The 13,736-nt window shown below is 64.0% G+C and carries 15 protein-coding genes; 13 read left to right on the top strand and 2 right to left on the bottom strand.

Annotated features, from left to right (window positions below):
* Positions 1–134: 134 nt before the first annotated feature.
* The 4 genes from MVC20_RS14310 to MVC20_RS14325 all read left to right on the top strand — a co-directional run bounded on the left by MVC20_RS14310 (position 135) and on the right by MVC20_RS14325 (position 4,866).
* Positions 135–824, top strand: coding sequence for a hypothetical protein (locus tag MVC20_RS14310; RefSeq protein ID WP_297542517.1), 690 nt, complete (start codon positions 135–137; stop codon positions 822–824).
* A gap of 73 nt (positions 825–897) precedes the next feature.
* Positions 898–2,226, top strand: coding sequence for a PQQ-like beta-propeller repeat protein (locus MVC20_RS14315; protein ID WP_297542519.1), 1,329 nt, complete (start codon positions 898–900; stop codon positions 2,224–2,226).
* 49 nt (positions 2,227–2,275) lie between these two features.
* Positions 2,276–3,742 (top strand): ribosome biogenesis GTPase Der, encoded by a 1,467-nt coding sequence (der, locus tag MVC20_RS14320; protein WP_297542521.1) that lies wholly within the window; start codon positions 2,276–2,278, stop codon positions 3,740–3,742.
* 110 nt (positions 3,743–3,852) lie between these two features.
* A complete protein-coding gene (locus MVC20_RS14325; protein WP_297542522.1) occupies positions 3,853–4,866 on the top strand; it encodes a fatty acid desaturase in 1,014 nt (337 codons plus the stop codon).
* Positions 4,867–5,216: 350 nt separating this feature from the next.
* On the opposite strand, the gene serS is transcribed toward MVC20_RS14325, so the two are convergent.
* A complete protein-coding gene (serS, locus tag MVC20_RS14330) occupies positions 5,217–6,509 on the bottom strand; it encodes a serine--tRNA ligase (RefSeq protein WP_297542524.1) in 1,293 nt (430 codons plus the stop codon).
* Between the two features lie 160 nt (positions 6,510–6,669).
* Between serS and yajC the strand changes: the two genes are divergently transcribed.
* The 9 genes from yajC to MVC20_RS14375 are packed head-to-tail and all read left to right on the top strand — an operon-like array spanning position 6,670 to position 13,507.
* Entirely contained in the window at positions 6,670–6,951 is a 282-nt protein-coding gene (yajC, locus tag MVC20_RS14335) for a preprotein translocase subunit YajC (RefSeq protein WP_297542526.1), read from the top strand.
* A gap of 40 nt (positions 6,952–6,991) precedes the next feature.
* On the top strand, positions 6,992–9,628 hold the full coding sequence (gene secD / locus MVC20_RS14340; protein WP_297542528.1) for a protein translocase subunit SecD: 2,637 nt from the start codon (positions 6,992–6,994) through the stop codon (positions 9,626–9,628).
* Positions 9,621–10,385 (top strand): sulfite exporter TauE/SafE family protein, encoded by a 765-nt coding sequence (locus tag MVC20_RS14345; protein WP_297542530.1) that lies wholly within the window; start codon positions 9,621–9,623, stop codon positions 10,383–10,385. Before secD ends, MVC20_RS14345 begins: the two co-directional genes overlap by 8 nt.
* A gap of 3 nt (positions 10,386–10,388) precedes the next feature.
* Positions 10,389–10,742, top strand: a complete 354-nt coding sequence (locus tag MVC20_RS14350; RefSeq protein WP_297542532.1) for an Mth938-like domain-containing protein — start codon at positions 10,389–10,391, stop codon at positions 10,740–10,742.
* Positions 10,743–10,798: 56 nt separating this feature from the next.
* Positions 10,799–11,416 carry a heme ABC exporter ATP-binding protein CcmA gene (gene ccmA, locus MVC20_RS14355; protein ID WP_297542534.1) on the top strand — a complete coding sequence of 206 codons (618 nt, stop codon included), beginning with the start codon at positions 10,799–10,801 and terminating at the stop codon, positions 11,414–11,416.
* Complete coding sequence (gene ccmB, locus MVC20_RS14360) at positions 11,413–12,069, top strand: heme exporter protein CcmB (protein ID WP_297542536.1); 657 nt, start codon at positions 11,413–11,415, stop codon at positions 12,067–12,069. The genes ccmA and ccmB overlap by 4 nt, the downstream gene beginning before the upstream one ends.
* A gap of 16 nt (positions 12,070–12,085) precedes the next feature.
* Positions 12,086–12,826: a heme ABC transporter permease gene (locus MVC20_RS14365; protein WP_297542538.1), complete on the top strand. Its 741-nt coding sequence runs from the start codon at positions 12,086–12,088 to the stop codon at positions 12,824–12,826.
* The gene (ccmD, locus tag MVC20_RS14370; RefSeq protein ID WP_297542540.1) at positions 12,823–12,981 is read left to right on the top strand and encodes a heme exporter protein CcmD; all 159 of its coding nucleotides are present in this window, start codon (positions 12,823–12,825) and stop codon (positions 12,979–12,981) included. Before MVC20_RS14365 ends, ccmD begins: the two co-directional genes overlap by 4 nt.
* Entirely contained in the window at positions 12,974–13,507 is a 534-nt protein-coding gene (locus MVC20_RS14375) for a DsbE family thiol:disulfide interchange protein (protein ID WP_297542542.1), read from the top strand. The genes ccmD and MVC20_RS14375 overlap by 8 nt, the downstream gene beginning before the upstream one ends.
* A 78-nt stretch (positions 13,508–13,585) precedes the next feature.
* Here MVC20_RS14375 and MVC20_RS14380 read toward each other — a convergent pair whose 3' ends face one another.
* Entirely contained in the window at positions 13,586–13,729 is a 144-nt protein-coding gene (locus tag MVC20_RS14380; protein WP_297542544.1) for a hypothetical protein, read from the bottom strand.
* Positions 13,730–13,736 lie beyond the last annotated feature (7 nt).

A 13,736-nucleotide genomic window follows, 5' to 3' on the forward strand; every position in this document is an offset into this window, starting at 1 on the left:
TACGCTAAACTAACCGGTTCAGATTAATCTTTTCCGATGCCTGCTGCAAGCGCGCCCTTGCGTCGCGGGTGCGCCGCCCCTTGGCAGGGGCAGGGCTTCGGGGTAAGAGGGGCAAAATTCAAGGGGGGCGCGGCGTGAGCAACACCGACAGTTTCATCGACGAAGTCACCGAAGAGGTGCGCCGGGACAGGCTATTTGCGTTGATGCGCCGGTATGGCTGGATCGCGGTCCTGGCGATCCTGTTGCTGGTAGGCGGTGCCGCGTGGAACGAGTGGCGCAAGGCACAAGAGCGCGCCGCGGCACAGGCATTGGGCGATGCGGTGCTGTCAGCCCTCGCGACCGAGGATCGGGCGGCACGGGCGGCCGCGCTTGATGCGATTTCGGCACCGGACGCGCAGGCGGCGTCGGTGATTGCCCTCCTGGCGGCGGCAGAGGAAGCCGCAGACAATCCCGAGGCGGCGGCGCAGCGGTTGCTGGCGCTGGCGGATCGGTCGGACGTGGAGGCGGTCTATCGCAACCTTGCCACGCTCAAGGCGGTGATGCTGCCCGGCTCTGGGCTGGATGCCGAGGCGCGGCGCGGTCGGTTGAACGGCTTGGCGCTGAGTGGCGGTGTGCTGCGGCTATTGGCCGAGGAACAATTGGCCCTGATCGACCTTGAGACAGGCAACCGCGAGGCGGCCATCGAGCGTCTTGTGGCGATTGCCAGCGATGCCGAGGCCACGACGGGCTTGCGCAGGCGGGTGACACAAGTGATTGTGGCCTTGGGTGAAGAATTGCCCGACCTTCCGGAGCCTGTGACAGGGGCCGTGTCGGTCGGCGAATGACGAAGGCCGCGCCAGGCCAAAGGCCCAAGCGGGTCGACAGGGCGGTACAAGGCGAAGAGTGAGGGCAAGAGCAGTGAAACCGAACGGATTGATTCTGGGGCTGGTTGCAGTCCTCGCGGTGACGGCCTGCACCAAGAAGACGCAGATCTTGAGTGGCGAACGCCTGGGGATTCGCGAAGTTCTCCAAAGCGAGGCGGCGCGCGCCGAGGTCAACGTGACCCCGGAGAACCGGGTGCTTCCGGTTTCTCTGCCTGCGGCAACCGTGAATGCCGACTGGCGTCAGCGGATCGGGACGCCGGGCACCCGCACCGCCCATCCCGCGCTGTCGCGCGCGCCGCAACTGGCGTGGTCGGTCAATATCGGGCAGGGCGACGGGCGGCGGGTGCGGATCACCGCAGACCCCGTGGTGGCCGAGGGGCGCATCTTTACGCTGGATGCCGAGGCCAGGGTGGCGGCGGTATCGACCACGGGTCAACTGCTCTGGACGCGAGACCTGACCCCGGCCAATGACAATTCGGACAATGCCAGCGGCGGTGGTCTGGCCTATGGCGATGGCAAGCTCTTTGTCTCGTCGGCCTTTGGCAAGCTTTCGGCCATCGACCCGGCCAGCGGTGGCGTGATCTGGGAACAGGAGCTGGGCGCGCCCGGCAGCGGCACGCCGGCGGTATTTGACGGGTTGGTCTATGTGGTGGCGGGCGACGATGTGGCCTGGGCCATCGAGACCGACACCGGGCGCATTGCATGGCAGTTGAGCGGCACGCCCGATATTCACAACGTGCTGGGCGGTCCGGCCCCGGCGATCACGGACAAATACGTTGTCTTTGCCTTTGGTGCGGGGGAATTGCAGGGCGCGTTCCGCCGGGGCGGTCTGCGCCTCTGGGATGCGCAGGTCGCAGGCGAGCGTCTGGGTGTGGCGAGCGCGCGGGTGGATGACATCACCGGCGATCCGGTGGTCGTGGGCGACCGGATCTATACCGGCAGCCATTCGGGGCGCACCGTGGCGCTCAGCCTTGGCAGCGGCAATCGTCTCTGGACGGCGGCGGAAGGCCCGCTCAACCCGGTCTGGCCTGCGGGCGACTCGGTGTTCATGGTCACCGATCGCAACGAATTGGTGCGCCTCTCGACCGAGGACGGCACGCGCATCTGGGGGCATGAATTGCCGCTCTTTTCGGATCGCAAGCCCAAGCGGCAGGCCGAGATCGTGGGCCATTTCGGCCCTGTTCTGGCCGGTGGTCAGTTGATCCTGGCATCGGGCGACGGGCAATTGCGGTTCTTCGATCCGGCCTCGGGGCAGATGACGGGCGCGCGCGATTTGCCGGGCGGGGCCACGTCCAACCCGGTGGTGGCGGGCAATACCCTCTATGTCGTGTCGAAAAAGGGTCAATTGCTGGCTTTCCGTTGATCCAGTGTTCCTGTATCAGGGCGACTTGATCCGTATCGGAGCCTGAGCCATGACCTTTTCTCTCGCCATCGTGGGCCGTCCCAATGTTGGCAAATCCACCTTGTTCAACCGTCTGGTGGGCAAGCGGCTGGCCTTGGTCGACAACCAGCCCGGTGTGACGCGCGACCTGCGCGAAGGTGCGGCGCGTTTGGGCGACCTGCGGTTCACGGTGATTGATACGGCGGGTCTGGAGGACGCCACCGACGAGAGCCTGCAAGGCCGCATGCGCAAGCTGACGGAGCGCGCCGTTGATATGGCCGATGTCTGCCTCTTTCTGATCGACGCGCGCACGGGCGTGACACCCACGGATGAAAGCCTTGCGGAAATTCTGCGCAAGCGCTCGGCGCATGTGATCCTTGCCGCCAACAAGGCCGAGGGGGCGGCGGCGGATGCCGGTGTGATCGAGGCCTGGGGGCTGGGGCTGGGCGAGCCGATCCGCATGTCGGCGGAGCATGGCGAGGGTCTGAATGATCTCTATGCGCAATTGATGCCGCTCGCCGATGCCTTTGAGAAACGCGCCGAGGCCGAGGCGCCGGAGGTGGATGTGGCCCTCGATGAGGATATCGAGGACGACGAGGATGTCAGCTATCGCAAGCCCACCGAGGCGCGCCCCATGCAGGTGGCGGTGGTGGGGCGGCCCAATGCCGGGAAATCGACGTTGATCAACAAGATCCTTGGCGAAGAGCGGCTCTTGACCGGGCCCGAGGCCGGGATCACGCGCGATGCCATTTCCCTGCGCATCGACTGGGACGGGATGCCGGTGCGCATTTTCGACACGGCGGGGATGCGCAAGAAGGCCAAGGTTCAGGACAAGCTGGAAAAGCTGTCGGTGTCGGACGGGCTGCGCGCGGTCAAATTCGCCGAGGTGGTCGTGGTTCTGCTCGATGCCGCGATTCCCTTTGAGCAGCAGGATCTGCGGATCGCCGATCTGGCCGAGCGCGAGGGGCGCGCGGTGGTGGTGGCGATCAACAAATGGGACATGGAGCCCGACAAGAGCGACAAGATCCGCGAATTGCGCGAGGCCTTCGAGCGTCTGTTGCCGCAGTTGCGCGGCGCGCCGCTGGTGACGGTCTCGGCCAAGACCGGCAAGGGGCTGGACCGGCTGCGCGACGCGGTGGCACGCGCGCATGAGGTCTGGAACCGGCGCGTGACCACGGCGCAGTTGAACCGCTGGCTGATCGGCATGCTGGAGCAGCATCCGCCGCCCGCGCCGGGCGGTCGCCGGGTCAAGCTGCGCTACATGACGCAGGCCAAGACGCGGCCACCGGGATTCGTGGTCATGTGCAGCCATCCCGACAAGCTGCCCGAAAGCTATGCGCGCTATCTGGTGAACGGGCTGCGCGCCGATTTCGACATGCCGGGCACGCCCATCCGCCTCTTTTTCCGCAGTCAGGCGGATCGCAACCCCTACAAGAGCAAGAAAAAGGCGGGGCCGTCGAGCCTGCGCAAGCATCTGACAGGCCGCGCGAGCGACTGAACCGGGCAGGGCCGTGCAGATTCCTGCGCGGTCCCTCTTGCATTCCCGCGGGGCGAGGTCACATCTGCGTCACATCAAGACTGTTATTCCTCTGTGGCAAGGAGGCTGACGTGACCGAAACCCCCGACCCGGCCGCGCTGCGCGCGTTTCTCAAGCCCTATACCGCCAAGAGCGATCTGCGCGGGGCGCTGTCCTTCGCGGCCACGCTTGCGGTTTACGCGGTGACGTTGGTCCTGGGCGCGTGGTGGGCAGAGGTGGGGCAATGGGCGGCGGCGGGGCTGATGGTGGTCGTGCTCGCCTTTGCCTCGGTCCGGCTTTATGTCTTGCAGCACGATTGCGGGCATCACGCGCTCTTTGCGCGCAAGGGGCTGAACGATGGGGTGGGATATATCCTGTCGGTGTTTTCGCTGACGCCCTACCGGGTCATGCAATACAATCACAACCAGCATCACGCCTATCTGGGCAATCTCGATCACCGCGAGACGACCGAGGTCTATACGATGACGCTGGCCGAATGGCGGGCGGCGCCTTGGCCCCGGCGGCTGTGGTATCGGCTCTATCGCAATCCGGTGGTGATGCTGTCGTTGGGGGGCATCTATGCCTATTTCATCGCCTATCGCTGGCCGCGCAATACGCGTGTGGTGGGCGTGTGGGGGGTGATTGCCCACAACCTGATGCTGGCGGGCTATCTGGCGCTGATCTGGGTTGGGTTGGGAGTGACCGGCCTGGCGGTCTGGGGCCTGAGCGCGCTGCTGGCGGGGGGGATCGGGGTGTTTCTGGTCTATCTCCAGCACAATTTCGAAGAGACCTATTGGGACCGCAAGCCGTCGCTTGATTTCCGCAAGGCGACGCTTGTCGGGTCAAGCTCGCTCGATCTGGGGTGGCTGTGGGATCTGGGGACGGGCAATATCGCCTATCACGATCTGCATCACTACAACCCCGGTATCCCGTCCTATAACCTGCGGCGCTGTCAGAGGGCGTTGCCGGAGGAATTGCGCGCCCATGACGTGATCCGCTGGCCCGAGGCGATCCGCAGTTTCCGGCTGAAACTCTGGGATGAGGACGAAGGACGGTTGGTGCCGTTTCCGAAGGCGGACGCGGTAGGGGTCGTGGCGGCGGAGTAGGGGGGCGCAGGATGGATGGGTTTTAAGTCATAGTGTTGAGGCTAGAGTGAGACCGGACATTCTTGCTGTGCGCGTCGAATTGGCGCTTTGTCCGCTCTGCGAACATTTGCGCGCTCGGTCTCGAAGGTCGGGTCTTGGATGGACGGGCTTGGCCTTTGGATCAAGAGCGCCTGACCGTTGGGCGTTTGCCCCCGCGAGGCGTCAAAGGCGAGAGGAAATCCCTGCGTAGGGCGTTTCGCGCACAATCGGAACCCCACCCGTCCCGGGCTTGATCCGGGACCGCGTGGAGGCGGGGTGGAGGCCCCGGGGCAGGCCCGGGGCGATGTGACCGCGATCAGGCGCGAGGTGCTTTAGCCCAGACTGCCGTCTGCCTTGAGCATCGTCTTGCCGCGCAGATAGGGGTGGAGGGCGTCGGGGATACGGACGGAGCCGTCGGCCTGTTGCCCGTTTTCCAGCACCGCGATCAGGCAGCGGCCGACGGCGAGGCCGGAGCCGTTGAGCGTGTGCACGAATTCGGGCTTGCCCCCCCCCTGCGGCTTGAACCGGGCGTTCATGCGGCGGGCCTGAAAATCACCGCAGACCGAGACCGAGGAGATTTCGCGGTAGGTGTTTTGCCCCGGCAGCCAGACCTCGATGTCATGGGTGCGGCGCGCGCCAAAGCCCATGTCGCCGGTGCAGAGCACGATGGTGCGATAGGGCAGGCCAAGGCGTTCCAGAATGCCTTCGGCGCAGGCCGTCATACGGTCCAACTCGGCGCGGCTCTCGTCGGGGTGGGTGATCGAGACCATCTCGACCTTTTCGAACTGGTGCTGGCGCAGCATGCCGGCGGTGTCGCGCCCCGCAGAGCCCGCCTCGGAGCGGAAGCATTGGGTGTGGGCCACGTAGCGGCGCGGCAGGCTAGCGGCATCGACCGTCTCGCCATGCACGATATTGGTGAGCGTCACCTCGGCGGTGGGCACCAGCCACCAGCCATTGGTGGTTTCATAGCTGTCCTCGCCGAACTTCGGCAATTGCCCGGTGCCCAGCATCATCTCGGGGCGCACCAGCACGGGCGTCCAGGTCTCGGTCAGGCCGTTTTCCTCGATATGGGTGTCGAGCATGAATTGCGCCAGCGCCCGTTGCAGGCGGGCGATGCTGCCCGAGAGCACGACAAAGCGCGCGCCGGAGAGTTTGGCGGCGGTCTCGAAATCCATCCCCGGCTGAACGCCGGTGATCTCGTAATGCTCTTTGGGCTGAAAATCGAAATGCGCGGGCGTGCCCCAGCGGCGCAGCTCGACATTGCCGCTCTCGTCCGCGCCATCGGGCACGTCGTCGAAGGGCAGGTTGGGCAGAGCCATCAGAAGGTCGGTGAGCTGAGTGTCGAGCGCCTTGGCCTCGGCCTGCATCGCGGCCATTTCATCCTTTTTCGCAGAGACCAGCGCGCGCAGGCGTTCGAATTCGGCCTCGTCGCCGCGGCCCTTGGCGGCGCCGGCCTCTTTGCTGGCGCGGTTCTGGTCGGCCTGAGCGGTTTCGGCCGCGTGGATGCGGGCGCGCCGCGCCTCGTCGAGGGCGAGGATCTGGGGCGAGACCGGGGCCAGGCCGCGCCGCGCAAGGGCGACGTCAAAGGCATCGGGGGTCTCGCGGATGGCGCGGATATCGTGCATGGCGCTGGTCCTCAAAGCTGTCGGTGAATCGCTTGGGCGGCGTTATGCACCAGAAACCGGGGCTGCGCCATGCTTTCGCGCCTTGCAAATACCCCGCCTCGCGCCTAGGTTCCCCGGCAATTCGTGAACCCCTGTTCACGCCCCAAATAGAGGATACCCCATGGAAGCCTTTGGCCAGTTCATCCCGCTCATTCTGATCTTTGCGATCATGTATTTCCTGCTGATCCGTCCGCAACAGAAGAAGCTCAAGGAGCATAAGGCTATGATCGGCGCGCTGCGCCGGGGCGATCAGGTGGTGACGCAAGGCGGCCTCATCGGCAAGGTCTCCAAGGTCAAGGACGACAGCGAGATCGAGGTGGAACTCGCGGAAGGTGTCAAGGTGCGTGTGGTGCGCGCCACCATCGCACAGGTTCTGTCCAAGACCGAGCCGGCCGAGGGCTAAGCCCCCGGACCCTGCGCAAAAGCTCTGAAAGGGCGGGAAAATGCTGCAAATCGACCTGTGGAAACGCCTCTGTATCTGGGGGTTGGTGGCCCTTGGTCTGATGCTGGCCCTGCCCAACGGATTTTATGACAGGGTAGAGCGGCATAACTACGCCGTGGCCGCTGTCGAGGCGGGACGGGATCCGGCCGCGGTGGCCGAGGATCTGGCGCTCTGGCCCGACTGGATGCCGTCCAACCTTGTCAATCTGGGGCTCGACCTGCGGGGCGGTGCCCATCTGTTGGCCGAGGTCAAGGTCGAGGATGTCTATCAGGCGCGGGTCGAGGGCATGTGGCCCGAGGTGCGCGATCTGTTGCGCGAAGAGCGGGACCGCGTGGGGCCGATCCGGCTGCAACAGACCGATGCGCCCGAATTGCGGGTGCGGCTGGTCGAGCGGCCCGAGATGGCGAGCGAGGCGGCGGCACTGGTGCGGGGGCTGGCCCGCCCCGTCACCGACATTCTGACCGGCGTGGGTGGCAACGACATCGACGTGACCACCGACGGCGCGGATATCATCATTCGCCTCAGCGAGGCCGAACAGCGCGCCACGGACGATCGCACCGTGCGGCAATCGCTGGAAATCATCCGTCGCCGGATCGACGAGGTGGGCACGCGCGAGCCGACGATCCAGCGCCAGGGGGCGGACCGGATTCTGATCCAGGTGCCGGGGATCGGCAGCGCCGCCGAGTTGAAGGCGCTGATCGGGACCACGGCGCAGCTGACCTTTCAGCCGGTCGTAAGCCGCGCCGCAAGCGCCGATGCCCCGGCGGGAGCGGGCAACGAGGTCTTGCCATCGCTGGATGAGGCGGGGGTTTTCTACATTCTGGAACGCGCCCCGGTCGTGACCGGCGAGGAACTGGTCGATGCGCAGCCCGATTTCGATCAGAATGGCCGACCGGCGGTCTCATTCCGCTTCAATCCCACGGGCGCGCGCAAGTTCGGCGATTACACGGCTGAGAACATCGGCAATCCCTTTGCCATCGTTCTCGATGGCGAGGTCATCAGCGCGCCTGTGATCCAGAGCCATATTCCCGGCGGATCGGGCATCATTACCGGCAATTTCAATGTCGAGGACAGCACGCAACTCGCGGTGCTCTTGCGCGCGGGCGCGCTGCCTGCCGGGCTTGAGTTTCTCGAAGAGCGCACGGTGGGCCCGGAACTGGGTGCGGACAGTATCGAAGCGGGCAAGCTGGCCTGCCTCGTGGCCTTTGCTCTGGTGCTGTTCTACATGGTCCTGAGCTATGGCATCTTTGGCATTTTTGCCAATCTGGCGCTGATCGTGAACGTCGGGTTGATCTTTGGGCTGTTGAGCCTCATCGGCTCTACGTTGACGCTGCCGGGCATCGCCGGGATCGTGCTGACCATCGGTATGGCGGTGGATGCCAACGTGCTGGTGTTCGAGCGCATCCGCGAAGAGATGAGATCGGCCAAGGGGGCCGCGCGTGCGATTGACCTCGGGTATGAAAAGGCGATGAGCGCCATTGTGGACGCCAATATCACCACCTTCATGACCGCGCTCATCCTCTATGTCATGGGCTCTGGCCCGGTGCGTGGCTTTGCCATCACGCTGGGGCTGGGGATTGTGACCTCGGTCTTTACCGCGCTCTTTGTGACGCGCCTGATCACGGTCATGTGGTTCGAGCGCAAGCGGCCCAAGACGGTCCTGAGCGGGCGCAGTTTCCGGATCGTGCCGGAAACCACCTCTTGGGATTTCTTCAGCCGGTGGAAGCTGTGGTTGGGCATTTCCGGGGTCATGATCCTCGTGGCGCTTGGCTCTTTTGCCATGCAGGGGCTGAATTTCGGTATTGATTTCAAGGGTGGCACCACGATCCGCACGCTCAGCGCCGAGCAGGTTGACATTGGCACCTATCGCGGCGCGATCAACGATCTGGGCTTGGGCGATGTGAGCATCACTGAGGTATTCGACCCGACCTTTGGCCCCGAAGAGAATGTGGCGATGCTGCGGATACAGGCGCAGGATGAGGCCGAGAGCGTGACACCCGAGGTCATTACAGCGGTCGAAGCGGCGTTGCAGCAGGTGGTCCCGGATATTCAGTTCACCTCGGTCGAGAGCGTGGGGCCGAAAGTGTCGGGCGAGCTGATCCAGACGGCGGTGCTTGCCGTTGTCCTCGCGATCGGGGCGGTACTGATCTACATCTGGATGCGCTTCGAGTGGCAATTCGCGGTGGGGGCGGTCATCGCGCTTGTGCATGACGTCGCGCTGACGGTCGGGGTGTTCTCGGAATTGCAGATCCAGTTCGATCTGGCGATTATCGCGGCCCTCCTGACGCTGGTCGGCTATTCGCTGAACGACACGGTGGTGGTGTTCGACCGGGTGCGGGAGAACCTGCGCAAATACAAGCAGAAGCCGCTGCGCGAGGTTCTCAACCTCTCGATCAACGAAACGCTGAGCCGAACCATGGTGACGTCGCTGACCACGCTGCTGGCCCTGTTGGCGCTCTACTTCCTTGGCGGTGACGTGATCCGGGGGTTTGTTTTCGCGATGATCTGGGGGATTATCGTGGGCACCTATTCGTCGATCTTCGTGGCCAGCACGGTGCTGATGTGGCTGGGTGTGAAGCGCGACTGGTCCAAGCCGGATGCCAACGCGGGCACGCAATTCGCCAATATAGATGCCTGAGACGCTGAGCGCGGTCTGGGCTACGCCGGGGCTGCCATGGCTCTTGCTGGCGATTGCATTGGCGGGGATCGTGCGCGGCTTTACCGGATTTGGCACGGCGCTGATCTTTGTGCCGGTGGCGGGAATATTCCTGCCGCCGGAGGTCGTCGTGGGGGTGATCACGCTGACGGGCATTGCCAGCACCTCGGCGCTGTTGCCGCGGGCGTGGTCGCATGCGGATCGGCGCGAGGTGGGTATCCTGGCGTTTGCGGCGCTCGTGACCGTGCCGCTCGGCCTGTGGCTCATGGCGCGGCTGGATCCGGTGAGCATTCGTTGGGTGGTGGCCGCCGTCGGAACCGGGACCCTGGCCGCACTCATCACCGGGTGGCGGTTTTCGGGGCAGGTGGGGCGGCCCATGCTGGTGGCGATTGGCGCGTTGGCCGGGGTGATCGGTGGGCTGACGGGATTGACGGGCCCGGTGGTGATCCTGTTCTACCTCGCCGGGCAAGCGGTGGCGCAATCGGTGCGGGCCAATACGATCCTCTTTCTGGCGGCGCTCGATGTGGTCATCGTGGTGAACCTGCTCTTGCGCGGGGCGATCAATGGCCAGATTTTCCTTTTGGCGCTGATACTTGCGGTGCCTTACTTCATCACGTCGCTGTTCGGCCAATCGCTCTTTGACCCGCGTCACGAGCGGCTTTATCGTTGGGCGGCCTATGCGGTGATCGGTCTGGCGGTGATAAGCGGGCTGCCAATCTGGGGCAAGGAAGGGGGATAAGCCATGCGCATGACGGAGATCAGTTTTGACGCGGCAACGCCGATTGATGGCTATGGGCCTGGGTTTTTTCGAGTTGCCGGGCAGGTGATGGAGGGGGCTATTCTTGTCACCCCGACGGGCGCGCGCGGATGGGGCGGCTACGAGGATGTGGCGGCGCTGATGGCTCTGGCGGCGGATGTCGATGTGATCTTTATCGGAACCGGGGCGGAAATAGCGCATATTCCCAAACGGTTGCGCGATGATCTTGAGGCGGCGGGACTTGGCGTGGAAACGATGAATTCGCCCGCGGCCTGCCGGACTTATAACGTCCTTCTCTCCGAAGGGCGCCGGGTCGCGGCGGCGGTGCTGCCGGTGTGACGATCCGCGCGCCGATGGTGCTTTTCCAAGGTCTCGCATTGGGCTAAGCACGGCGCATGATGTTGCAAGTCTCTGATCTGACCATTGCGCGCGGCGGGATACCCGTGCTGGAAGGGGTGCGTTTCACGCTGGCCCCCGGTCAGGCGCTTGTGGTGCGTGGTCCAAACGGGATTGGCAAGACCACGCTCTTGCGGACGATTGCGGGTTTGCAGCCGCCGGTTTCAGGCCGGATCGACGTGCCGCCGGAAAGCCTTGTCTATGCCGGGCATGCGGATGGGATCAAGGCCACGCTGAGCGTCAACGAGAACTTGAAGTTCTGGGCGGAAGTCTTTGGTCAGAAAGACTATTCCAAGGCGATTGAGGTGTTCAACCTTGGTCCCCTGGCCACGCGCCCCGCCGGCGCGCTCTCGGCCGGGCAAAAGCGGCGTCTGGGGCTTGCGCGGTTATTGGTGACAGGGCGGGCGATCTGGGTGCTGGATGAGCCGACCGTGTCGCTCGATACGGATGCGGTGGCGATGTTCGCACATGCCGTGCGCGGGCATCTGGCGACGGGTGGCATGGCGCTGATGGCCACACATATCGACCTCGGGCTTGGCGAGGCACAGGTGCTGGATGTTGCCGCGTTCAAGGCCAAGCCATTGGCGGATAACGACTTTGACGGGGCCTTCTTGTGATTGCGCTGCTTCTCAGGGATATTCGTCTGGCGATGCGAGCGGGTGGCGGCTTTGGTCTCGGGCTGTCGTTTTTCCTGATCGTCGTGGTGCTGGTGCCCTTTGGCGTGGGGCCGCAAAGCGCGCTTTTGACGGTGATCGCGCCCGGTATCCTGTGGTTGGGCGCGCTGCTGGCGTGCCTGCTGTCGCTTGACCGCATTCTCGCGCTCGACTGGGAGGATGGGAGCCTCGATCTGCTGGCCACCTCACCCCTGCCGATGGAGGGGATCGTGAGCGTCAAGGCGCTTGCGCATTGGGTGACCACGGGCCTGCCCCTGGTGGCGGCGGCCCCGGTGCTGGGTCTTTTGCTCAACCTCTCGGAACCGGGCTACAAGTGGTTGATTATCTCTCTTTTTCTGGGAACGCCCGCACTGAGTGTGATCGGCACTTTCGGTGCGGCGCTGACGGTCGGGCTCAAGCGTGGGGGTCTGCTCCTCAGCCTGCTTGTGCTGCCGCTCTACGTGCCTACATTGATCTTTGGGGCCGAGGTGGCGCGGCGCGGCGCGGAGGGGTTGGACGCAACCACGCCGCTCTTGATGCTGGCGGGGATCACCTGCGGCACCATCGCGCTTTTGCCTTTTGCCTCGGCTGCGGTATTGAGAGTGAACCTGCGCTGATGACACGGGAAATACGATGAACCTGAACGCATTCTGGGAATATGCCAATCCCAAGAAATTCATCCAGACCGCCGACCGGCTCTTGCCGTGGTTCGCGGGGCTTGCGGCGGTGACCTTGGTGGGCGGTCTGATCTGGGGGTTCTTCTTTACGCCTGCGGACTATCGCCAAGGGTCGACAGTAAAAATCATTTATTTACATGTGCCTAGCGCGCTGATGGCGATCAATGCCTGGTTGATGATGCTGGTCACATCGCTGATCTGGATCGTCCGGCGGCATCATGTGAGCGCGCTGGCGGCGCGGGCGGCGGCGCCGGTGGGCATGGTAATGACGCTGATTGCGCTGGTGACCGGGGCCATCTGGGGCCAGCCGATGTGGGGCACCTGGTGGGCCTGGGATCCGCGGCTGACCAGTTTTCTCATCCTTTTTCTGTTTTATCTCGGGTACATAGCCCTGTGGGAAGCGATCGAGAATGACGACACGGCGGCGGACCTGACCAGTATTCTTTGCCTTGTGGGATCGGTCTTTGCCCTGCTCAGCCGCTATGCGGTCAATTTCTGGAACCAGGGGCTGCATCAGGGGGCGTCGCTCAGCCTCGACAAGGAGGAGAATGTGGCGGATGTGTTCTGGTATCCGCTGCTGGTCTGCATTGCTGGTTTTGTCTTTCTTTTCATAGCCTTGGTGTTGATGCGGACGCGAACGGAAATTCGCGCGCGGCGGATGCGGGCGCTTTTGACGCGCGAGAGGATGGAGGCATGATGCCGGATTTGGGGAAATACGCAGACGCGGTCTTGTCGTCCTATGCCGTGTCGATCCTGATGATCGTGGTGGTGGTGCTGCTGAGTGTGCGCCGGTCAAATCGCGTGAAGAGAGAGCTGCAAGAGCTTGAAAGCAAGGTGAAATCCAATGGCTAAACTCTCTCCCATGATGGTGCTGCCGCTGGTGATCTTTGCCGGATTTGCCGGGCTCGCCTTTGTCGGGTTGCAGCGGGACAACCCCAACGAGCTGCCCTCGGCGCTGGCCGGCAAGGCGGCGCCGGCGGTGGTCGTGACACCGCTTGGCGATGGAAAGACGTTTACGGACAGTGACTTGCGCGACGGAACGGTCAAGCTGGTGAACTATTGGGCAAGCTGGTGTGCGCCCTGTCGGGTAGAGCATCCCAACCTTGAGAAACTGGCCAGGGACGGGATCACGATTTATGGTGTGAACTACAAGGACAAGGCCGATAACGCCTTGAATTTCCTGAAGGAGCTTGGGAATCCCTATGCCGCCATGGGCGCGGATGAAACTGGGCGGATGGCGCTGGATTGGGGCGTCTATGGCGTGCCCGAGACCTATGTCATTGATGGCGAAGGCAATATCGTGCTGCGCTTTGCCGGGCCGATCACCGAGCGGGTGATGCAGAGCACGATCCTGCCTGCGATCGAGGCCGCGCGCTAGGGGCGCTTGGCGCAAGGCCGCGCGACCTTACGATTTGTAAGGAGTGTACGCAGATTTCGTAAGGTCCGACGGCACCCGTCATTGCGGTGCCGCACAGTCCTGCGCGCTGGTCGTTGCGGGCAGCGGGCAGGCGGGTTGCTTGGAATTGTCGCCATAGGCGCCATAGACGGCGAGCAGGCTGATCAGCCCGGCCTGGGCGAGGATGAGTGCGGTGGTGCGCATGGTTTAC

The sequence above is a fragment of the Roseovarius sp. genome (genome assembly GCF_027019125.1).
Classification (GTDB): domain Bacteria; phylum Pseudomonadota; class Alphaproteobacteria; order Rhodobacterales; family Rhodobacteraceae; genus Roseovarius.

Coding starts and splice junctions, on each gene's coding strand:
- der (WP_297542521.1), top strand. CDS start 2,276: ATGACCTTTTCTCTCGCCATCGTGGGCCGTCCCAATGTTGGCAAATCC.
- serS (WP_297542524.1), bottom strand. CDS start 6,509: ATGCACGATATCCGCGCCATCCGCGAGACCCCCGATGCCTTTGACGTC.
- yajC (WP_297542526.1), top strand. CDS start 6,670: ATGGAAGCCTTTGGCCAGTTCATCCCGCTCATTCTGATCTTTGCGATC.
- secD (WP_297542528.1), top strand. CDS start 6,992: ATGCTGCAAATCGACCTGTGGAAACGCCTCTGTATCTGGGGGTTGGTG.
- MVC20_RS14345 (WP_297542530.1), top strand. CDS start 9,621: ATGCCTGAGACGCTGAGCGCGGTCTGGGCTACGCCGGGGCTGCCATGG.
- MVC20_RS14350 (WP_297542532.1), top strand. CDS start 10,389: ATGCGCATGACGGAGATCAGTTTTGACGCGGCAACGCCGATTGATGGC.
- ccmA (WP_297542534.1), top strand. CDS start 10,799: ATGATGTTGCAAGTCTCTGATCTGACCATTGCGCGCGGCGGGATACCC.
- MVC20_RS14365 (WP_297542538.1), top strand. CDS start 12,086: ATGAACCTGAACGCATTCTGGGAATATGCCAATCCCAAGAAATTCATC.
- ccmD (WP_297542540.1), top strand. CDS start 12,823: ATGATGCCGGATTTGGGGAAATACGCAGACGCGGTCTTGTCGTCCTAT.
- MVC20_RS14375 (WP_297542542.1), top strand. CDS start 12,974: ATGGCTAAACTCTCTCCCATGATGGTGCTGCCGCTGGTGATCTTTGCC.
- MVC20_RS14380 (WP_297542544.1), bottom strand. CDS start 13,729: ATGCGCACCACCGCACTCATCCTCGCCCAGGCCGGGCTGATCAGCCTG.